Below are 22,279 nucleotides of genomic sequence, written 5' to 3'. Positions count from 1 at the left end.
TAAGCATGGATTTTATCAAAAAAATTATATGTTGTTTTTTCATTGTTACTGTGAGTCTAGGGATGTTTGCTTCTGTAGGAAGTGCCTCTGCTGTAAAATATGTGAAATCATGGGGGAGTGAGCTAGATACTTCTAAGTTATTAAGGACACCAGTGGCGATGGCAAGGGATGCAAAAGGATTTTTGTATGTTGTTGATATGGGGAATAATAGGATTTTGAAAATAGATAAGAATGGAGAAGTTGTTGATGCTATAGGAACTTTAGGTGAAGGTCCGGGACAGTTTAATATGCCATTTGGTATTGCTGTTGATAAAGAAGGTAATATTTTAGTTGCGGATACAGCGAATTATCGTATTCAAAAATTTAATGAGGAGTTTCAATTTATTAAAAGTTGGGGCACAAAAGGTAAAGGAAGTGAGCAGTTCTCGTTTCCTAGGGAAATTGCAGTAGATAGCGATAACAATTACTATATTACGGATGAATACAATCATCGTATTCAAAAATATAGCCCGGATGGGCAGTATATTCAAACAATAGGGAGTTATGGAAAGGCGAATGGAGAAATGGCTTTACCACAAGGAATCGCGATAAATAAACAAGACGAGGTCTATATTGCAGACACATATAACAATCGTATTCAAGTGTTTGATAAAAAAGGGGAGTTTCAGCGAGTAATCGGAACAGGAATTGCAGGTTTAGGCCCATATCAATTCTACCATCCAAGAGGAATAAATTTTGACTCAACATCTGGTTCGCTATATGTAGCAGATACATATAACAATCGAATAATGAAATTTACAAATAAAGATCAATTTTTATATACAGTAGGTAACTTTTTTCAGTTTGTTTATCCTAATCAAGTTCTTCCGGATGGTAAAGGGAATATCTATATAACGGATACGGGAAATAATCGTGTACTTTTATATAATGAGGTAGGCCTAACAGCGGTAATGAAGAAAACCATAGGTAATGAAAGGACTGGAAATATACAATATGCAGGACCTTATGATGTCGAAAGAGACACGAATGGAAATGTTTTTGTATCTGATTCTTTTAATCATCGAATTTTGAAATATGATATATCTGGGAAGATTGTTGCTAAGTGGGGAAGTTTATTTGGTACTGGTGGGCCACTTGGGTTCGGAAGTCTTCCAGGACAGTTTTTTGTTCCAAGACAGATTGCAACGGATCGTTACAATAATGTGTATGTATCTGATTCTGTAAATCATCGTATCCAAAAATTCACCAATTCAGGGATAGCGCTTGCTTCATATGGTTCATTTGGAGCATTACCAGGTTTTTTTCAATTTCCATCTGGAATAGCTATTGATAGTAAAGGAAACATATTTATAGCTGATTCAGAAAATCATCGTATTCAAAAATTTAATCCATTCTTTGTATATATGAAAGAATGGGGGAGAAAAGGAAGTGGAGAGGGAGAGTTTTTTCAACCTATGCAATTAGCAATTGATTCAAAAGATAATGTTTATGTTGTTGATCGGATTAATAATAGGGTTCAAAAATTTGATAATGAGGGTAATTTTCTTACAAAATGGGGTACAAATCATGGAGCTGGAAACTTAGATCCACTAGAAAATTGGAGAGAGGGTCCAGGGGATCTTTTTTTGCCAATAGGAATTGAAATCGATATAAATAATACGGTGTATGTCACAGATACTTCTAATAATCGTGTGAATATTTACAATGAAAATGGGGATTTTTTAAAGTCTTTTGGAAGTTTTAATGGTATGTCAGGGCAGTTTTTCTCACCACAAGGAATAGATGTGGATAGTCAAGGGAATATCATTATTACAGATGGTTTACTCCAAAGAATTCAATTTTTTAAGAAAGCTAATTAATATTGGAGACTCAAAATGCTTGTTAGAAAGGATAGAAGTTTAATAGTTTGGGAATGCGGTATAGGTAGGAATAAAATATTTATATGAAATTGTAAAGGTGTTTAATGGAAATCGGAGAAGATACATGTATACTAACAATCTCGTTTATATTATTCAAAGGAAAAGTCATAATTACGGATGGGTAACTTTGGCGTGTTTGATTCTATCAGAAAGTAAAGTATGGGGAGGATCACAATGTCGATGAAAAAACGTAAATGGCTAAAAATGGTGGCTGCTGGTTGTGTTTTAGGTTCGTTATTAATAACGGCAGCTTGTTCAGGAAAGAAAACAAGTACAGAGGATGAAAAGACGATTAAGGTAGGGGTTCTTGCTTCATTAACAGGTCCATTAGAATCATATGGAAAACAAACAGTGAACGGATTTGAATTAGGGTTAGACTATGCAACTGGTGGAACTGGGAAAGTGGAAGGGAAGAAGATTAAGTTTGTTGTAGAAGATACGGAAACGAAAGCTGATGTAGCGGTTAAAAAAGCTACGAAGTTATTAGAAGAAGAGAAAGTCGATTTTTTAGTCGGATCGTCTAGTTCAAGTGATACATTAGCGGTTTTACCACTAGCTGAAGAATATGAAAAAATAATGGTTGTAGAACCAGCAGTAGCTGATAGTATTACCGGGAAGAACTGGAATAAATATATTTTTAGAACAGGTAGAAATTCATCTCAAGATGCAGTCGCTGGTGCTGCGGCAATTGCTAAAAAAGATGTAAAAATAGCAACGTTAGCACAAGATAATGCTTACGGCCGTGAGGGAATTGCGGCATTTAAAGCTGGAGCGAAGAAATTAGGTGCGAATATTGTAAACGAGCAATATGCTGATACAAATTCGACTGACTTCACTGCAAATATTCAAAATATCATTAGCTCAAAGCCGGATTATTTATTTATCGTTTGGGCAGGGGCAAATTCACCTTGGAAACAGTTAAAAGATATGAATGTGGAAGCGCAGGGTATTAAAATTTCTACCGGTGCACCAGATATACCGGCATTAAAAACGATGGATGCGTTAGTAGGAATGCAAGGTTTTTCTGTTTATTATCACACACTTCCGAAAAATAAGGTGAATGATTGGTTAGTTGAAGAACATAAAAAACGATTTAATGGTGCGGTGCCAGATTTATTTACAGCAGGAGGAATGTCAGCGGCAATTTCAATTGTAGAAGCTTTAAAGAAAACAAAAGGTGATACAGATGTAGATACATTGATTAAGAAAATGGAAGGAATGGAATTTGATACACCGAAAGGAAAGATGAAGTTTAGAGAAAAAGATCACCAAGCGATGCAGACACTTTATTCTATCACATTGAAAAAGCAAGATGGTGTTGATTATCCGGTGCCAGTATTAGAGCGAGAATTAACGATGAAAGAGACAGAACCCCAAGTCCAGAATAAATAGACTGAATCTTCTGTTGTTTTTGTATAAAGAGGGAGTACACCCTCTTTATACGTATTTCTTTCATACTTAAAGCTTTAAAGGGAGGGATTTCGTGACACATTTGCTAGAAACGAAAAATCTTTGCGTATCTTTTGGCGAGCATCATGTTATTAAGGATGTGAATTTAACAGTACAAAAAGGAAAGCTCATTTCAATTATTGGACCAAATGGTGCAGGAAAGACAACGCTATTCAATTTACTAAGTGGACAAATTTCTCCAACAAAGGGTGAAGTATATTTTAAAGGACAAGAGATTACAAATTTATCAATTTCGGATCGTACTCGATTAGGAATTGGTCGTTCTTTTCAACTTACAAATATATTCCCAGAGTTAACGGTACTTGAAAATGTCCGTTTAAGTGTTCAATCATTTGTGCAAGATTACTATAGTTTTTTTCCGATTTCGGCAAAATTTAAGCAACAAGTTGGAGAGGCGAGACGTTTCTTAAAAACAGTATTACTTCACGAGAAAGAACATGTATTAGCGAAAGATCTAGCGCATGGGGAAAAACGAAAGTTAGAGCTTGCGATGTTATTAGCTTTAAAAACGGATGTGTTACTACTTGATGAGCCGACGGCAGGTATATCAGTTGAGGAGGTACCGGCTATTTTGCAAGTGATTGAAAATATTAAGAAACATCCAGAGAGTACAATTGTACTTATTGAACACAAAATGGATATGGTACTAGGTTTGTCAGACCATCTTATCGTTTTATTCCATGGAGAGTTATTGGCTGAAGGTTTGCCCGAAGAAATGATGAAAGATGAGCGTGTACAAAGTGCTTATTTAGGGGGATTATATAGTGGCACTATTACAAGTGAATAATATAGAGACGTATTTAGATCAGTTTCATATTTTACAAGGGGTATCTCTTACTGTTGAGAAAGGAACGATTACTGTACTTTTTGGAAGAAATGGGGCAGGGAAGACTACGACATTACGTTCGGTTATGGGATTTCACCATATCGCACATGGTGAAATTTATTATGATAGTACACAAGTAAATGGATTATCTACACATTTAATTTCAAGGAAAGGAATAGGGTATGTACCAGAAAATCAAGGTATTTTTCACGACCTGACAGTAGAAGAAACATTCGCTCTTGCTAGGGGGAAGGGAGAAGAAGCGGAAGAAAAAATAGACTGGATGCTTGAATTATTTCCAGATTTAAAGCAATTTTGGCACAAAAAAAGCGGACTCTTAAGCGGAGGGCAAAAGCAAATGCTAGCAATTTCAAGAGCATTTATTAATAGTGATGGATTATTGCTTATTGATGAGCCGAGTAAAGGGCTGTCTCCAATTATGATAGAAAAATTAATGGTAGCAATTTTGAAAATGAAGGAAAAAACGACTGTTTTACTTGTTGAACAAAACTTTATGATGGCTAGTCAAATTGGTGATTACTTTTATATTATGGATAACGGAAGAATTGTTCATAACGGTTTTATGCATGAATTAAAAGAGGATAAGGAAATGTGTCACAAATATTTAGGAATCTCTTAACATGAATCCGGGGTGAGAAGGATGGATGTGTTAATCAATTTATTTGTAAATGGGATTTCAACAGGGATGCTCATTTTTTTATTAGCGTCAGGTCTTTCACTTATTTTCGGTTTAATGAGCGTTCTAAACTTCGCACATGGTGGGTTATTTGCATGGGGAGCTTTTACAGGTGTATGGATATTTAATACAACTGGAAGCTATTTACTCGCTTTAATTGGAGCAATTGCTATGGGGATGTTTCTTGGATTCATTTTAGAAAGATTCCTTATTAGACCGGTATATGGAAATCATGTTCGCCAGCTTCTTGTGACGCTTGGAGGAATGCTTGTACTTAGTGAATGTATTAAAGTATTTTGGGGGCCAAATCCAATTGGTGCTAAATTACCGTTATGGTTACAAGGTAGTTATACATTTGAAGGCGTTATATTAATTAAATATCGTCTATTCGTTATTTTAGTTGGGATACTAATTTACATCGCTTTACTATTGCTGCTGAAAAAAACAAAGATAGGACTTATGATTCGCGCTGGTGTAATGGATAAAGAGATGGTTCAAGCTCTCGGAATTAACGTAAAAGCGATATTCTCGTTTGTTTTTTTATTAGGAGCAGGGATGGCGGCGTTAGGTGGTTTTCTACTAGCACCATATTCAGGAGTTATTTTCGCTGAGATGGGTATGCAGTATGCAATTTTAGCCTTTATAGTAGTTATCATTGGAGGATTAGGTAGCGTACAAGGTTCAGCGCTCGCTTCTTTAATTGTTGGATTAGCTGGTGCTTTTACAGCATATTTTATACCGGATTTATCACTTGCAATTAATATGTTAATGTTACTATTTTTCTTAATAGTGAAGCCAACGGGACTTGTTGGTGAAAAGGGGTGAAATGGTGAACAGCACATCGAATCGAATTAAAGTATACTTCGGAGTATTTATGCTCATTTGTTTAAGTGTATTTCCATTCGTAAATGATTCACGGAGCTTGTTAATTTTGTTCACTCAAATCTTCATCTTTGCTATTTTCGCTATGAGTTTTGATGTTCTCCTTGGATATACAGGTATTGTTTCATTCGGTCATTGTATGTTCTTTGGTATAGGGGCGTATGGGGTGGCACTCTTGTTTGATCGGCAAGGAGTATCCATAATGAACTTTTTCATAGGAATAGCAGCCGCAATTATTGTATCAGCCATCGTTAGTTATATAATTGGTATGCTTTCATTACGTTTGAAAAGTCATTTTTATGCAATGTTAACGCTCGCTATTTCCCAGCTGTTTTTTGTACTTGCTGAAAAATGGCGTTCACTGACTCACGGAGGAGATGGATTTACATTTCGTGTACCAGATATATTCCGTGATCGTTTTACATTTTATTATATAACATTTATATGTCTAATCAGTATTTTCATTTTGTTACGTCTTTTCACAAAATCTTCAATTGGGAAAGTGTTAAAGGCGATTTCACAAAATGAACAACGAGTTGAAGCACTTGGCTATAAAGTTCTTCATTATAAAATTATTGCTAGTGTTGTTGCGGGGGGAGTTGCTACGATTAGCGGTGGTTTATTTGTTATCACATTGCGCTTTGTTAATACGACTGTATTTTCAATTGAAATGACATTAAATGCATTATTGATGACAATGATTGGAGGCGTTGGAACGTTAATTGGAGCAATCGCGGGAGCCGGTATTATTGAATCACTAAAATATTATTTATCAGAACTAGCCACAGAATATCCGATTTTTGAAAGATGGACGATTATTCTAGGTTTATTATACATTATCGTGTTATTAGTTTTTCCAAAAGGATTAATTGGAACGGTTAAGAAGTTGAAGAATTTTAAAAGAAGTAAGAAGGAGAAGAGTACAGGGGTGGAACAGAACGTGTGAAATAAGTCTTCAAGATGAACAGGGATGTCCTAGTAGTTAAACATATTAACTAGGTAACATCCCTTTTTATTTTATTAAGCCGTACGATAGTATATGAAGTTATATTAGCGATCCGAAAAGGGATATCTATTTACCCGTAAAATACGACAAGTGTAGCCTCTTTATTAATTAAATAGTTCACCTGGAATCACTTTATCTAAGTCTCGAGTTGTAAAGAAGTTAATAGGTAGTTTTTCAACCGCGACATTTTCAACTGGAACTAATTTATCATTTCTAATCGGTAAAAAAGCTATCCCATTTCCCTCAACAATAAACTCTTCAATAAGCGAATAAGAATCTAACTGTTGAAGTTGATGCTGAGATAGATTGTTTTCTTTTAGAAATTGTATTGTCATATTTCTAAAAGGGCACTTTTTATCGTTACTAACAAAGAAAATTTCTTTTGAAAAGTCAATGTTACACTGTTCTTTCACTTTTAATAATCCTACAGAAATTGAAGTGGTGAATACTTTTTTAAACGCTGCGTCGGGATAATCCTCATAAGTTATGACCATATCAACTTTTTGTTGCTGTAGTAGTTTTTGTAAATGGCTACTACTTTCTATATATATTTGATAATTCCTGAAATTTTCTTTAATACGCATACTTAAATAATTAGTCAAAATAGATTGTGACGTCGCTATTACATAAGAAGAAGCACTGGTTTTAATTTCATCTTTCGCTTCTTCTAAAAGAGCTAATATTTTATTCGTGTAGTCTAATAAAATGTCACCAGAAGGTAACAGGGAAACACCTTTGTTATCTCTATGTAGTAAAGGTGTTTCTAATTCTTGTTCTAATTTTTTGATTCGCTCAGTTACATTTGGTTGTACATAGCCTAGCTCTTTAGCAGCTTTACTAATAGATCCTTCGTTAGCTACAGTTTTAAATATGATAAGATCATTTATTTCCATTCATTTCAGCCCCTTATACGGTATCATTATAAATGATATCAAACATAATTTATACCTATTTTACGTCAGCCGATCATCGGTTTATCATTATGTATATAAGATCGAAAGTGAGTGATAAACATGATTGGTATGCAATATAAGGTCATTTTGCCAAAAGATTATGATATGGGGACTATTAGAGCAAGGGTGAAAAAGAATGGTTATAAAACGGATGGTTTTCAAGGGTTGAATTTTAAGGCTTATTTAATTGCTGAGGCAGGTAAGGATGGGGATTTCCATAATTGTTATGCACCTTTATATATTTGGAATGGTCATGAAGGGATGAATAAATTTATCTTTGAAGGGTATTACGATAATATTTTGCAATCGTTTGGGTGGCAACAAATAAATATAGGTGTTCCATTAGTTGTTAATTTAAGTAATGATTTTAGAAAAAGTAGATATGCTGTTGAATATGCAGGGAGTATTTCTCAAAGTAAATCGCTGATTGGGACGCAATTAAATAAAGTAAATGAAAATGTGCAAAACATAGAAAAATGTTTAGGAAATGTAATAGTTTATAATCCGGATAAGTGGGGATATAGTCAATTCAGTTTTTATAAGGAAAAGCCTGAAATAGATGTAATGGACGATGTTACTATTTATGAGATTTTACATATTTCACGAGGATATGTTGTTGAATGCTAAATTAAGAAAAAGGAATGAAAATCTATGCCTTTTGTGAACGTTTATTATCATGAAGATATATTAAATAAAGAAGAGTTGAAAAAGATAGGTGAATGTATCCATCTTTCATTAATTGAACATTTTAACATCCCTGAAAATGATTATTTTCAAATATTTTTACCTTATCAACAAAATCAATTTTTGTATAATCCATATTATTTGTTGGAAAGAGGAGAAATGAGAACTGAGAATATGATTCATGTTTCTATTACATGTGGACCTGGAAGAACAGTGCAACAGAAAAAAGGTTTGTATCAATCTATATCCTTTGAAATTTCAGCATGTTCTAATGTGAAAGTTACTGACATTTTTATTACATTACATGAGACAGCTGCTGAAAACTGGTCATTTGGTCAAGGGATGGCACAATTGGTAAAAATGAAGGGAACAAAATGATGAATGAACCAATTGAATTCTATATTCCAAAGAAAATGAGAGAAGTAGCACCTGTATTTTCTCATTATAGTGAAGAGATATTATTTGAGGAAGTGTGGCGGGATGCCGCTTTAACATTAAGAGAAAGAAGCTTATGTACATTGTCGGCACTAATCAGTCTTGGTAATACAGAACAATTATCATTTCATCTGAAGCTAGCTAAACAAAATGGGATAATGGAGAATGAATTAGTTGCATTAATAACACATATGGCTTTTTACGTTGGTTGGCCAAAAGCTGTGGCAGCATTAAATATAGCAATGAATGAAATGGAAAGTTAAGAATAATGATTTTGGGAGGTATTTTTAACATATTTCTACTTGCATTACTATCACTTGAGTGGTAAAGTGATAGTAAGATCAACGCTAGGAAGTGATGAAACATGCGTGAAAATACGATAGGATCGTTAATATGGCTACGTTTAATACGATTTACGAACCAAAGTAATCAAATGTCAAATGAGTTTTTAAAACGTTTTGATTTAACAACAGCCCAATTTGATGTGCTTTTGCAAATACGGACTTATCAGCCATTAACACAAATGGAGTTAGCAGAAAAGGTTACCGTTACACAAGGCGGTATTTCTCGAATGTTAACACGTCTTGAAAAAGAAGGATATATTATACGAAAACAAGATTGGAAAACGAAAACAATTAGTCTTACAGAGCAAGGGGAAGCGGCTTTAGAAAGAGCATTGCCAGAGCAACTTGCATTTCAATCATCATTTTTTGATGATGTATTAAATGAAGAAGAGCAGAAAATACTATACGAGTTGATGTCAAAAGTTCATAAGCATAGTGAAAAAAAAGAATTACCGAATGAGTAATTTTTTTTTTTCAATCAATTGACTAATCAAGTGATAAAGAGGAGGAAGTTTTATGTATACAATTCCAGGACATCACCACATTTCTATGGTGACTAAAAATGCGAAAACAAATAATAATTTTTATCGAGATGTCTTAGGATTACGGCGGGTGAAAAAGACAGTCAATCAAGATAATCCATTTATGTATCATTTGTTTTATGGTGATTTAACAGGGAGTGCCGGAACTGAATTATCATTTTTTGAAATGCCGAATGTAGGTAGAACAATCCGTGGTACAAATGCAATAACACAAATAGGCTTGCTCGTACCTTCAATAGAAAGTCTTACATTTTGGAAGAGACGTTTTGAGTCACTCCAGGTGGTGCATGGGGAAATTACAACTTACGCCGGAAGAGACGCACTGCACTTTGAAGATCCAGATGGTCTACGGTTAGTGCTGTTAAATAATAAAGATGAAGAGGTGCCTGAATATTGGACTGCATGGGATGAATCTTCTGTAGAGCAGAATCATCGTATTTTAGGCATGGGAACAGTTGAAATGACAGTGCGCAGTTTAAATAAATTATCAAAAACATTAACAGGTTTGTTTAGTTATAAAGAAGTATCTCGTTCAGACGATGAGGGGATTTATCAATCTATTGATGGTCAATCTTTTGGAGAAATTTTGGTGAAACAGCAAGATGGAGAGAGTGAAAGACCAGGAAAAGGAAGTATTCATCATTTAGCTATTCGTGTGAAAAATGATGAAGAACTGAGTTATTGGAATGAAGCGGTGAAAGATAAAGGGTTCCAATCAACAGGGATTATCGATCGCTTTTATTTTAAAAGTTTATATTTCCGTGAGTCAAATGGCATTTTATTTGAGATTGCGACGGATGGCCCAGGATTTACAGTAGATTCAACAGTTGAAGAATTAGGAAAAGAGCTGGATTTACCACCATTTTTAGAAGAGAGAAGAAAAGAGATTGAAGAGAAATTAATACCGCTTTATTAAAAGGGAGAGAGCAACTATGGAAAAATACCGTATTGATACAAGTAAGGGAATTGAATTTGGATTATATTCAATTGGAGATCATATTTTAAATCCGCATGATGGTTCGAAAATAAGTGCAGAAAAAAGAATTCATGAACTAATTGAAACAGCTAAGTTAGCAGATGAAGCTGGAATTGATGTGTTTGCTGTCGGTGAAAGTCATCAAGCGCATTTTACAACGCAAGCTCATACTGTTATTTTAGGAGCTATTGCACAAGCTACGAAAAACATTAAAATCGCGAGTTCTGCAACAGTATTAAGTACGTCAGATCCGGTTCGTGTATATGAGGATTTCGCCACAATTGATTTAATTTCTAATGGTCGTGCTGAAATCGTTGCTGGTCGCGGCTCTCGTATTGGGGGATATAGTTTACTTGGTTACGATGTAAATTATTATGAAGAACTATTTGAAGAGAAGATGGATCTTTTATTAAAAATAAATAAAGAAGAAAGTGTAACATGGAAAGGGCAGTTTAGAACACCACTTGAACATGCGGCAATTATACCGAGAGCTAAAAATAACAATATGCCAATTTGGCGTGCTGTTGGAGGACCGCCTGCTAGTGCAATTAAGGCAGGACGCGCAGGTGTACCAATGATGCTTACGACACTTGGTGGCCCAGCTGTTAATTTTAAAGTTTCGGTTGATGCATATCGTGAAGCAGCTGAGCAAAGTGGTTTTGATCCAGCAACATTACCAATTGCGACAACAAGTTTATTTTATACAGCAGAAAATTCACAAGATGCACTTAGTGAATATTATCCTCATATTAATGCTGGTATGCTTGCGCTACGCGGTGGTGGGTATCCAAAACAACAATTTACTAACGCAGTAGATCACCGTGATGCGTTAATGATTGGTAGCCCGCAACAAATTATTGAAAAAATGCTTTATCAATATGAATTATTTGGACAGCAACGTTTTATGGCACAGATTGATTTTGGCGGTGTACCATTTGATAAGATTGAGAAAAACCTTGAATTAATTGCTACCGAAATTATGCCGGCTGTTAGAAAATATACAACGAAATAATGATTAAAGTACCGGGAATATAATTTATTCTCGGTACTTTTTTATTTAGTCTGTTTGAAAAATGACAAAAAAACGAATTTTATGTCTAGAGAAAGGGGAGTTTTTTTCTATTTGTGAATAACAATATTGTTGATTTGAATTTTGGAAATACATTTTTCTCTTGACAAAAATCTAGCATGCTTTCAGGTTTGATTCGAGGACATTTTTCGAGGGGAAAGTCAAGCGTATGAAGAGAAAAACATAATAACAATTGATATAAGAGTGTGTTGTATGTTTGAAAAGTACGTTTTTAAAATGTGAGAAATCTAATTCAAAAAAATTACAAAAGACATATTTCAGACAAAATCCTGTCAATAATACGTCAAAAATCACCTGAATTTATTATGTAAGTATATTATACAATTCGATTAACGAATAAAACACTACTGAAATAGTGAAAAGGTAAATCGTATGAAGAAAGTTCTTTTGTAATTATCTAAAAAACTGACAATCTATATTTTCAGAAAGTACATAAACGAATTTATCTTTTTGTATTTCCAAATGATTGAATTGTTCGTTATGAAGTGAATTCATACAATTCAATCGATATTACGATATAAAAAAATATGAAGGAAGTGACTTTAGCATGGAAACGCTCGAATTGGCACGAATACAATTTGCATCAACAACGATTTTTCATTACTTTTTCGTTCCGCTGTCTATAGGTTTAGCTTTTATCATTGCGTTAATGCAAACGTTGTATGTGGTAAAGGGACAAGAAATTTATAAGAAGATGACAAAGTTTTGGACACAAATATTCCTTGTTAACTTCGCGGTAGGTGTTGTAACAGGTATTTTACAAGAATTTCAGTTTGGTATGAACTGGTCAACGTATTCACGTTTTGTTGGTGATGTTTTCGGACCATCACTTGCAATTGAAGGTTTATTAGCATTTTTCATTGAGTCTACATTCCTAGGTTTATGGGTATTCGGTGAGGATAAACTTCCGAAGCGAGTTCACCTTTTATGTATTTGGCTCCTCTCAATAGGAACAATGTTATCAGCATTTTGGATTTTAACTGCAAGTGCATTTATGCATGCCCCAGTAGGATATGAAATGGCAGCAGATGGACGTGCGCAAATGAATGATTTTTGGGCGATTATTCAAAATCCACAATTATGGGTGCAATTCCCGCATACAATTACAGCGGCAATTGCAACTGGTGCATTCTTTATTGCAGGTGTAAGTGCATGGAAAATATCAAAAGGTCAAGAAACTGCGGTGTTTAAAAAATCGTTCCGAGTTTCTATCGTTGTTGGAACAATTACAACAGCATTGGTATTATTTTTCGGTCATGCACAAGCACAAAATTTAATTAAGACACATCCGATGAAAATGGCAGCAGCTGAAGCATTATGGAATACGAGTGAGGATCCAGCGCCATTTACAGTATTTGCAAAAATTGATACAGAGAAGAAAGAAAATTCGTTTGAAATTCAAATCCCTTATATGCTAAGTCTATTGTCATACGATAAATTTAGCGGTCAAGTTGAAGGGATGAACCAAATTCAAAAACAATATGAAGAAAAATATGGACCTGGAGATTATATTCCGCCAGTACATACTATGTTCTGGAGTTTTAGAGCGATGGTAATGAGTGGAACATTCATGCTTCTTTTAGGAATGTACGGCTGGTTCTTATCAAGAAAAGATCGCTTAACTGAAAACCCTTGGTATTTAAAAATAATGGTATATGCAATTGCACTACCGTTTATCGGTAATACAGTAGGATGGATCATGACTGAAATGGGACGTCAGCCTTGGGTTGTCTTCGGTGTTATGAAAACAGAAGATGCTGTATCTCCAAACGTTTCATTTGGAGAAGTATTATTCTCTCTTGTTTCATTCACATCACTATATTTAATTGTTGGAGGAATTACTGTTTACTTATTCGTTCGTATCATTAAAGGACATGCGAATAAGAAAACGAAAAAGGATTATCAAAGCCATGATCCATTTGATAAGGAGGAAGAGTATGTTATCTCTTAATGAGTTGTGGTTTCTAATTATCTCAACCTTATTCGTTGGCTTCTTTGTACTTGAAGGTTTCGATTTTGGTGTAGGAATTGTTTCAAGGTTTTTAGGGAAAAACGATTTGGAAAAACGTATATATTTAAATACAATTGGGCCGTTTTGGCACGCAAATGAAGTATGGCTTGTTTGTGCTGGTGGCGCTATGTTTGCGGCATTCCCGCACTGGTATGCAACTTTATTTAGTGGGTTTTATATTCCATTTGTGTTTATGCTTCTTGCATTAATTATAAGAGGTGTTTCCTTTAAATTCCGTGCGAAAATAGAAAATCATAAATGGAAGAGTTTCTGGGATTGGGGCATGTTTATTGGAAGTTTGCTACCTCCCATACTTTGGGGAGTTGCAATCGCAAACTTTATGACAGGTGTACCAATTGATGGAAGTAAAAATATGGTAGGCGGATTTATGAAATTACTTCACCCATTTGCGTTACTTGGGGGAGTTATGTTTCTTCTTCTATGTATTGTTCATGGTTTGCAATTCCTTACTATACGTACAACAGGAAAATTACGAGAACGCGCACGTATTGCCGCGACAAAGATTGCACCTTTTGCATTAATAACACTTCTTGTTTTTGCAGCTGTAGGGTTATGGAAAACAGATATTTTCACCGCACATGGTTCAGAGTGGCTAATGGTTCCAATTGGAGCTTTTGTAGCGCTATTTGTTTCTACTTTATTAAATAAAAGAAGAAGAGATGGTTGGGCTTTCTTTATGACGAGTTTAACAATCATTTTGTTAAGTGCAAGTGTGTTCATCGGTATGTTCCCGCGTGTCATGATTAGCTCATTAGGAGCGGTAAATGATTTGACAATTTATAATGCGGCATCAGGACCTTATGCATTAAAACTGATGAGCTATTTTTCTCTTGCTATTTTACCGTTTGTTATCGGTAGTCAAATATGGAGTTTCTATGTATTTAGACAACCTGTTAAGTCAGACAAAGATTTGGAGTACTAATGAAAAGAAAAAGAGGACTTCCGTCGTATCCTGGTAGCCGAGTTTTATATGTAACTTTAAGTCTTATTAGCATTTTAGAGGCGTGTAGTATCATTGCGCAGACAGTGTTTTTAGCACGAGCAATCACATTTTTATTTCATGGAGAAACAGTGCAAGCTGTGCTAAATGAAACTGTTTATTTTGGGATCACGTTTGCAGCACGCCAAATGTTAGTGCGAACATCGCAAATATTGGTTGAGCGTTTCGCTGAAAAAACAGGATTTGCATTACGTAAACAGTTAATAGAAGCATATTTTACGTTAGGGCCGAGATTTGTCCAAACGAATGGGACTGGTCATCTGGTTACTTTATCGATAGAAGGTATTGAGAAATTTAAAACATATATTGAATTGACAATTCCTAAAATGATTAGAAGTAGTATCGTTCCAGGGCTAATTGTTCTATATGTTTTTACACTAGACATTGAGTCGGGAATCATATTAGTTGTAACGATTCCAATTGTGATCATATTTATGATCCTTCTAGGATTAGCAGCGCAGAAAATGGCGGATAGCCAATATGAGACATATCGTGTACTTTCTAATCATTTTGTAGATACGTTAAAAGGATTAGAAACATTAAAGTATTTAGGGAAAAGTAAACAGCACGAAGGAAAGATTGAAAAAGTAAGTAAACGATATAGAAAAGCAACGATGCGTACTTTGCGAGTTGCTTTTCTTTCTTCTTTTGCATTAGATTTCTTTACGAGTTTATCAATTGCATTTGTAGCAGTTGGATTAGGGATACGGTTAATAGATGGGACAATTATACTGTTGCCAGCTCTTACGATTTTAATTTTAGCGCCGGAATATTTTCTGCCGATTAAGCAAGTTGGAGCGAATTATCATGCTACATTAGATGGACAACTGGCAATGGAGCAAATAGAAGAAATTTTACAGAAACAAAAAGAAATAGAAAAGAAAGATTCGAATGTAGATATAGTATGGAATTCTTCTAGTAGTTTGAAATTACAAGATGTAAAAGTAAATAATGATGAATCTGCAAAGGCTATATTAGAGGGAATTGATTTTACTTGGCAAGGTAACGGTGCTATAGGCATTATTGGTGAAAGTGGGGCAGGGAAATCAACGTTAATCGATGTGTTAGCAGGATTTCTACCTCCTTCGGGTGGGAAGATGTTAGTAAATGGTGTGGAAATTGGTGAATCTACTCGAGAAGATTGGCAAAAAAATATTGCTTATATTCCGCAACAACCTTATATTTTTCCGCTTTCATTAAAAGATAATATTTGTTTCTATGAAACGAATATAATTGATGAAGAAGTTGAGAGAGTTATTAATGAAGTTGGTCTTCGTTCGCTCGTTGCATCATTACCACATGGGATGTACGAAAGAATTGGAGAAGGTGGACGTATGCTTAGTGGCGGACAAGAACAACGTGTCGCTATGGCACGTGCACTTTTAAGTAAAAAGCCAATCATTTTATTAGATGAACCTACAGCACATCTTGATATTGAAACTGAATTTGAAATAAAGCAATCGATGTTACGTCTGTTTGAAGGTAAGTTAGTATTTCTTGCAACACATCGTCTGCATTGGATGAAGCAAATGGATCATATTCTTATTTTTAATAAAGGGAAAATTATAGAAAGCGGAACATATGAAGAACTTTTAACGAATGAGACATTACATTTTTATAGCGAAGAGAGGGGAGAGCGATGAGTAACTGGATTAAGCCTTATATACAGCAAAATAAAGGTAGAATGACTTTGACTATTTTCCTTGGGCTTCTTGGAGTTAGTTCGGGTGCGATGTTACTTTTCATTTCAGGTTATTTAATTTCTAAATCTGCTCTCAGACCGGAAAATGTAATGGCTGTATATGTTCCTATTGTCGCAACGCGTGCATTTAGTATAGGACAAGCGGTCTTTCATTATTTAGAGCGTTTAGTTGGGCATGATGTTGTATTACGTATATTAGAAAAAATGAGAACGAAACTATATAGAATTGTAGAACCACAGGCGTTATTTTTACGCTCTCGCTTTCAAACTGGTGATGTACTAGGTGTATTGTCTGAGGATATTGAACATTTACAGAATCTATATTTACGTACAATATTCCCTAGTATATTAGCGTTAGTTGTATATAGCATTTTCGTAATTGTTATCGGTGCATTTGACTTAGTATTTGCACTTATCGCAGCTTGTATGTTAGCTGTTATTGTTTTTCTTCTCCCATTAGTATCACTACTTTTGATGAAACGACATCATGTTGCTTTGAAGCGAGGAAGAAATCGTTTGTATCAACAATTGACAGATGCTGTATTTGGGTTATCTGATTGGCAGGCGAGTGGTAGAAAAGATGAATTTATTAATGAGTATGTAGCGCAAAATGTCCAGTTGTTAAAGACAGAAAAGAGAGTGAAACGCTGGTACCATATTCGAGACAGTCTCATTCACTTAACAGTAGGTATTGTAGTCATTTCAATGATTATATGGACTGGAAATGCAGCGGCAAGTGAACAGATTGCACCTACAGTTATCGCAGCTTTCGTATTAATGACATTATCTGTGACAAATGCGCTTATCCCTATATCAGATGCTATCGATCGAATTCCATCTTATGTAGAATCTGCTCATCGGCTTAATGGCGTAGAAAGTGAGAGCGCTTTGGATGGTGGTAAGGAGTTACCTGTAAATAAAGAATACGTTGTATCAAAACATGTAGATATCGAACTGAGTAATGTGTCGTATAATTATCCGGATAGTAATGAACCTGTATTAAAAGATGTATCATTGCAAATAAAGGCAGGAAAGAAAATTGCTATTTTAGGTAGAAGTGGAACAGGGAAATCTACTTTACTAAAATTGTTAACTGGTGCACTACGTCCGGTGAATGGCCAAATTATATTGAATGGTGAACAAGCTCGTACGGATTTTTTGTCAAAATATATTTCTGTATTAAACCAAAAACCACATTTATTCGATACGACAATTGGAAATAATGTGCGGATCGGTAAACCAGAGGCTAATGATGAAGAGATATGGAAAGCTTTAGAGAAAGCACAGCTAGCACCACACATTGCTTCTCTTCCTGATGGATTACAAACAAAAATGCATGAAATGGGAAAGAGGTTTTCTGGCGGAGAAAGGCAAAGGGTAGCATTTGCAAGAACTCTTATGCAAGAAACACCGATTATTGTACTTGATGAACCGACTATCGGTTTAGACCCTAAAACGGAATTAGCCTTAATAGAAACAATGTTTTCTGCAACAGAAGAAAAGACTGTTATTTGGATTACACATCATCTTGTAGGAATTGAACATGTAGATGAAGTTATTTTCCTTGATAGTGGCCAAATCGCTATGCAAGGTAGTCACGAACAGCTACTGAAAGAAAATGAGAAATATCGTAGGTTATATGAGCTTGATAAAGGTATATAGGAATGAAATGCAAAAAACCACAAATTCTTGGTAGTTCAAGGTTCGTGTTTTTTTGTATTTGTGGTGAAATCATATAAGCCGTATAAGCTATTTGATCATGAAATGGTTATATATTGTTAGAAAGGGTGTTTAAAACCTATCCTTTCAAGGCAATACTTGAGCCATAGTGAATGGATTGTTGGAAGGCGTGATTATATGTTTGAAGAGGATGGCATTGTTTTAATTCTGGAGCCTGCTGATGAGCGGAATATGAGGAAATTTATTTTTACAGTACCGAAGTCAGTTTATGAAAAAAAAGAAATTTTATTACATTACGGAACACCTTTAGGCCAAGGATATACGGACATTATAGAAGATATTATTAGTGTACATATAGACATAGATATTATAACAGTAATAGGGCATGTGAGAGGATAAAGAGAAACTTTAATTAGTGAGAGTTATACGTACCTGGAAAACAGACGTACTGAAAATAAGTATGTCTGTTTTATATTTAAATGAAGATAGTTTCGAGGTACATGTTGAACAGGATAATAATGATTTTTCTAGAATGTATAAGAGGAAGATTAAAAAAATAAGACATGATGTGATAAAGTGTATAAGAAGAAAATAAAGTGTTTATAAATGAATAAAAGTATGGAAATTATTTAGGAGGTAAAAATGAAGTTTACAAAAACAATGTTACTTTCAATTGTAGTTTCAATTGGTTTGATGGGATGTTCGCTAGTAGAGGAAGGGAAGAACTCCATAGATTACGCTCAAAAAGCGACAGACTATGTAAATGAAATAAGTGCATTTGCAAATGAAGCGCCAACATTAGCTGAAAAGGCTGTTAAGGATGGGGAAGCCCGGAAAGAACTAGAAACGAAACTTACTGAAATTAAACAAGATATACCAGCTTTTAATGAATTAACACCACCAGATGTAGCGAAGGATCTTCACCAGCAAATCGTCGGTTATAATGAAAAGTTAAATACATTAATTGATACATCTATGACAAAGATAGAGGAAGGAAAAATGAATGTAGAGCAGTTTAAAAACTCTGAGCTTATGCAGACGATAGAACAAGTTCGTGATTTGAAAGATAAGGTTCAAAATTTAGGGCAATAACAAAAAGATCCGTTTATCATAAACGGATCTTTTTGTTATTGAATACAATAGATGATTACACCAATGACAATAATAATGTTGCCAATGATTTTTCGTTTCGTGATTTTCTCCCCTAGGAAGTACCAACTGAAAATTAAAATGATGATATAGCTTAATGATTCTAATGCAGATGCTTGCTTTAATGCCATGCCCTTTAAGGCGATCACATTTAATCCGGCATTAATTACAAATAAAAAGTAGCCGATGATAACATAAGGATTCACATATTCTTTTATTCTAGAATCGTATTGTTGTAAAGTAGCCTTTTTTAATAATATTTGTGAGTAATTGGCTAAAATTATCCCAAATATCAATAATAACATATAACTATTCATCTTTTGTCACCACCACAATTCCGACGATAATAATAGCTGCGCCAAGTATGTGATTCCACTGTATCGTATCTCCAAACAGGAATACTGACCAAAGCATTGACCATAGTATGATAATCCCACGGTGTGAATATGCTCTAGAAATTTCAAAGTTCTTAATGACTTGTTGCCATAGAATTGCATATCCGAATAAAAGTACAACAAGTCCGAAGTAAGCAATAAAAAATGAAATTGATGCAATAGGGAATTGAGATGCCCATTTCATGTAAACCATAATGATAGAATATATCAAGAAGGCTACATGTAAAAATACATAGTTTTTAATAGTTGGTTTCATATATTCACTCTCTTTTACTTTATATACACGTATGTAAACTCGATGTATATAATCAATAGCTTCTTATTATATATAAAAGGCATATTGAAATGATTTTTGTTTATTTCTTCACATTCCAAAATATATAGTATCATGTCTTCTAATGTAAAACAATAGAAGGCAATGCGTAGCTTTAGAGCTGAAAATAATAGAGCTAGTAGAGTTAGATTTTCCACTGTTCTATTATTTGTATCGTTTTATTTGTTGCATCCATCTCTACTTGAATACCTATAGGTAAAGTAATCATTGGATGAGTATGACAACAATCAAAATCGGCTAGAAAAGGAAGTTTTTGATTTTGTAATACTTCTAATAATATTTCGTAAGGTTTTCTATTTGTACCACAATCATCAAATTGCTCATGTTTTCCAAGGATGATACCTGAAACTTTATCAAAAACGCCGTTAATTTTAAGTAATGAAAAACTTCTTTCGATAGTAGCTGCATCTTTTGAGCTATCTTCAATAAAGAGAATGTCACCATCTTGAATAAGTGGCATATAGGGGCTACCCCAAATACCTTGTATAGTATTTAAATTCCCACCAATAATACGTCCAGTAGCTTTCCCACCAATTACTGAAATCCAATTGTTCGGTCGAAGATCTTTTTCTTTCGTTTTTTCTTCCCAATTAATAAATTCATCTGACCAAAATAACGGCTGGTTTATGTTGTAAGGAAGGTGTTGATCAGTTAATAAAGTATCCGTAAAATATTTGTACGTGCAATCTACGAAAGGCTCAAATTCACCAAAAGAAGGAACAAGTGCTGGACCATAAAATGTAGGAATTCCTGTTTTTGCATAAATTCCTAGTAATAATGCTGTTGTGTCTGAATAGCCAATCATTATTTTAGGATTCTTTTGAAAAGTCTCATAATCAATATAAGGTAGTAATGAATTTGAATTCAGTCCCCCAATTGTCGACATGATACAAGAGACGTTAGGGTTTCTAATCAAGTCATTTAATTCATCAGCACGCTCTTTAATGCTCCCGGAGCGATAATAATCATATTGACCTGTTAGTGAACCTTCTAATATATGAAAACCTTTCTGTTCTAAGTATAATTTTGCTCGCTCAAATCTCTTTGGAGAAGTATAGGTTACTGGTGAAGAGGGAGAGTAGATGCCAATTGTATCGCCATATTTTAATGCTTTTGGAAGTATCATTTGTATAAATCCTTTCTATTATATAGTGTTTTTGTGGTTCGATGTTATTGAATATTCTTATATTTTGTTGTTTTTAGTGTAACATATATGAAAAAGAGAACGAGGTTGAAATTATAATTGCTGTAGATGAATAAATATACTTTTTACCTTGACGATATAAAGTAATTGTTGATATGGTTAAACATGAGTGTATAAAAGGTTTGCTAAAGGAGTTTTAGAATGAAGCGGTTAAAATGGGGAAGATTAACAATCCTATTAGTAGTAATTCTGGGTATATGTTGGTTCTTTTTCCAAGGGGTTCAAAAGAGTGAAACAAAAGTAGATACTCAGCCTTTACAAGTGGCAGAGCTACCTAAAACAGGGCTATCTGAAAAAGTAGTTCCACCAAAATATATACCACCAGAAATTGATGCAAAAGCAGCTATTATTATCGATGCGAGTAATGGAGAAGTTATTTATCAAAATAATGAAAATGAAGCTGTTGCCCCTGCTAGTATGTCAAAAATGATGACAGCATATCTCGTTTTAGAGAGTATACATAATGGGAAAGTCCACTGGGAAGATCCAGTGAAAATAAGTGAAAAGTCGGCACAAACAGAGGGTGCAAAAATCCCGATGCAAGCAAATGATACATTAACTGTTAAGGACTTATATCATGCGTTAATGATTGAATCGGCTAATAATTCGGCTGTCGCTTTAGCGGAACATGTAGCTAAGACAGAAAAAAACTTTGTTCAACTTATGAATGAAAAAGCAAAGCAGTTAGAAATGTCAGATAAAGCTAAATTCGCGAATGCTTCCGGATTGCAGGAGCCCGACGGAAGTGAAACAAAAATGACAGCAGCTGACGTATCGAAATTAGCGTATCATCTTATAAAAGATTACCCAGAGATATTAGAAGTGACTCACTTACGTCAAAGTCAGTTAGCATTTAATAATATTAATGTTACAAACACAAATGAGATGTTAAACAAAAATAATAAAGCTTTATATATAGAAGGAATAGACGGTTTAAAAACAGGGTTTACAGATAGCGC

General features: G+C 34.5%; 23 protein-coding genes. 19 read left to right on the top strand and 4 right to left on the bottom strand.

What is annotated here, in order from left to right; genetic code table 11:
- The first annotated feature begins 62 nt into the window (after positions 1-62).
- The 6 genes from JFT89_RS04650 (at position 63) to JFT89_RS04625 (ending at position 6,740) form a co-directional block, all read left to right on the top strand.
- On the top strand, positions 63-1,859 hold the full coding sequence (locus tag JFT89_RS04650) for a 6-bladed beta-propeller (protein WP_201040010.1): 1,797 nt from the start codon (positions 63-65) through the stop codon (positions 1,857-1,859).
- 234 nt (positions 1,860-2,093) lie between these two features.
- Entirely contained in the window at positions 2,094-3,311 is a 1,218-nt protein-coding gene (locus JFT89_RS04645) for a substrate-binding domain-containing protein (RefSeq protein WP_000061988.1), read from the top strand.
- Positions 3,312-3,402: 91 nt separating this feature from the next.
- Positions 3,403-4,176 carry an ABC transporter ATP-binding protein gene (locus JFT89_RS04640; protein ID WP_016094254.1) on the top strand — a complete coding sequence of 258 codons (774 nt, stop codon included), beginning with the start codon at positions 3,403-3,405 and terminating at the stop codon, positions 4,174-4,176.
- Entirely contained in the window at positions 4,154-4,855 is a 702-nt protein-coding gene (locus JFT89_RS04635) for a branched-chain amino acid ABC transporter ATP-binding protein (RefSeq protein WP_002165955.1), read from the top strand. The genes JFT89_RS04640 and JFT89_RS04635 overlap by 23 nt, the downstream gene beginning before the upstream one ends.
- A gap of 21 nt (positions 4,856-4,876) precedes the next feature.
- Positions 4,877-5,737 carry a branched-chain amino acid ABC transporter permease gene (locus tag JFT89_RS04630; RefSeq protein ID WP_002064884.1) on the top strand — a complete coding sequence of 287 codons (861 nt, stop codon included), beginning with the start codon at positions 4,877-4,879 and terminating at the stop codon, positions 5,735-5,737.
- 49 nt (positions 5,738-5,786) lie between these two features.
- Positions 5,787-6,740, top strand: a complete 954-nt coding sequence (locus JFT89_RS04625; protein ID WP_016094253.1) for a branched-chain amino acid ABC transporter permease — start codon at positions 5,787-5,789, stop codon at positions 6,738-6,740.
- A gap of 164 nt (positions 6,741-6,904) precedes the next feature.
- Here JFT89_RS04625 and JFT89_RS04620 read toward each other — a convergent pair whose 3' ends face one another.
- Entirely contained in the window at positions 6,905-7,693 is a 789-nt protein-coding gene (locus JFT89_RS04620; protein ID WP_002064887.1) for a LysR family transcriptional regulator, read from the bottom strand.
- 120 nt (positions 7,694-7,813) lie between these two features.
- Between JFT89_RS04620 and JFT89_RS04615 the strand changes: the two genes are divergently transcribed.
- From JFT89_RS04615 to JFT89_RS04560, 12 genes are all read left to right on the top strand, one after another.
- Complete coding sequence (locus tag JFT89_RS04615; protein WP_002064888.1) at positions 7,814-8,380, top strand: DUF4865 family protein; 567 nt, start codon at positions 7,814-7,816, stop codon at positions 8,378-8,380.
- Between the two features lie 24 nt (positions 8,381-8,404).
- Complete coding sequence (locus JFT89_RS04610) at positions 8,405-8,815, top strand: tautomerase family protein (RefSeq protein ID WP_002064889.1); 411 nt, start codon at positions 8,405-8,407, stop codon at positions 8,813-8,815.
- Positions 8,812-9,135: a carboxymuconolactone decarboxylase family protein gene (locus JFT89_RS04605; protein ID WP_002135743.1), complete on the top strand. Its 324-nt coding sequence runs from the start codon at positions 8,812-8,814 to the stop codon at positions 9,133-9,135. Before JFT89_RS04610 ends, JFT89_RS04605 begins: the two co-directional genes overlap by 4 nt.
- A 101-nt stretch (positions 9,136-9,236) precedes the next feature.
- Positions 9,237-9,680, top strand: coding sequence for a MarR family winged helix-turn-helix transcriptional regulator (locus JFT89_RS04600; RefSeq protein WP_002012331.1), 444 nt, complete (start codon positions 9,237-9,239; stop codon positions 9,678-9,680).
- 52 nt (positions 9,681-9,732) lie between these two features.
- Positions 9,733-10,674, top strand: coding sequence for a ring-cleaving dioxygenase (locus JFT89_RS04595; RefSeq protein ID WP_002064895.1), 942 nt, complete (start codon positions 9,733-9,735; stop codon positions 10,672-10,674).
- 16 nt (positions 10,675-10,690) lie between these two features.
- Positions 10,691-11,746: an LLM class flavin-dependent oxidoreductase gene (locus JFT89_RS04590; protein ID WP_016094252.1), complete on the top strand. Its 1,056-nt coding sequence runs from the start codon at positions 10,691-10,693 to the stop codon at positions 11,744-11,746.
- Between the two features lie 625 nt (positions 11,747-12,371).
- On the top strand, positions 12,372-13,775 hold the full coding sequence (cydA, locus tag JFT89_RS04585) for a cytochrome ubiquinol oxidase subunit I (protein ID WP_002012335.1): 1,404 nt from the start codon (positions 12,372-12,374) through the stop codon (positions 13,773-13,775).
- Positions 13,762-14,778 (top strand): cytochrome d ubiquinol oxidase subunit II, encoded by a 1,017-nt coding sequence (gene cydB, locus JFT89_RS04580; RefSeq protein ID WP_002141342.1) that lies wholly within the window; start codon positions 13,762-13,764, stop codon positions 14,776-14,778. Before cydA ends, cydB begins: the two co-directional genes overlap by 14 nt.
- Positions 14,778-16,499, top strand: a complete 1,722-nt coding sequence (gene cydD / locus JFT89_RS04575; RefSeq protein ID WP_016094250.1) for a thiol reductant ABC exporter subunit CydD — start codon at positions 14,778-14,780, stop codon at positions 16,497-16,499. Before cydB ends, cydD begins: the two co-directional genes overlap by 1 nt.
- Entirely contained in the window at positions 16,496-18,220 is a 1,725-nt protein-coding gene (gene cydC, locus JFT89_RS04570; RefSeq protein WP_016094249.1) for a thiol reductant ABC exporter subunit CydC, read from the top strand. Before cydD ends, cydC begins: the two co-directional genes overlap by 4 nt.
- 195 nt (positions 18,221-18,415) lie before the next feature.
- The gene (locus JFT89_RS04565; RefSeq protein ID WP_002031341.1) at positions 18,416-18,637 is read left to right on the top strand and encodes a hypothetical protein; all 222 of its coding nucleotides are present in this window, start codon (positions 18,416-18,418) and stop codon (positions 18,635-18,637) included.
- 243 nt (positions 18,638-18,880) lie between these two features.
- Complete coding sequence (locus JFT89_RS04560; RefSeq protein ID WP_002064899.1) at positions 18,881-19,330, top strand: DUF6376 family protein; 450 nt, start codon at positions 18,881-18,883, stop codon at positions 19,328-19,330.
- Positions 19,331-19,365: 35 nt separating this feature from the next.
- On the opposite strand, the gene JFT89_RS04555 is transcribed toward JFT89_RS04560, so the two are convergent.
- The 3 genes from JFT89_RS04555 to JFT89_RS04545 all read right to left on the bottom strand — a co-directional run bounded on the left by JFT89_RS04555 (position 19,366) and on the right by JFT89_RS04545 (position 21,242).
- Positions 19,366-19,704, bottom strand: a complete 339-nt coding sequence (locus JFT89_RS04555) for an EamA family transporter (protein ID WP_002135751.1) — start codon at positions 19,702-19,704, stop codon at positions 19,366-19,368.
- Complete coding sequence (locus tag JFT89_RS04550) at positions 19,697-20,038, bottom strand: EamA family transporter (RefSeq protein WP_002086172.1); 342 nt, start codon at positions 20,036-20,038, stop codon at positions 19,697-19,699. Before JFT89_RS04550 ends, JFT89_RS04555 begins: the two co-directional genes overlap by 8 nt.
- A gap of 202 nt (positions 20,039-20,240) precedes the next feature.
- On the bottom strand, positions 20,241-21,242 hold the full coding sequence (locus JFT89_RS04545) for a S66 family peptidase (RefSeq protein ID WP_016094248.1): 1,002 nt from the start codon (positions 21,240-21,242) through the stop codon (positions 20,241-20,243).
- A 219-nt stretch (positions 21,243-21,461) separates the two neighbouring features.
- Here JFT89_RS04545 and JFT89_RS04540 point away from each other — a divergent pair.
- Positions 21,462-22,279: D-alanyl-D-alanine carboxypeptidase family protein (locus JFT89_RS04540; protein WP_201039530.1), on the top strand; the 818-nt coding region annotated here is incomplete at its 3' end.

Source organism: Bacillus sp. TH25 (assembly GCF_016650935.1).
GTDB classification, from domain to species: domain Bacteria; phylum Bacillota; class Bacilli; order Bacillales; family Bacillaceae_G; genus Bacillus_A; species Bacillus_A mycoides.
The sequence above is the reverse complement of the archived record's forward strand: the minus strand, read 5'-3'. Positions and strand labels throughout refer to the sequence as shown.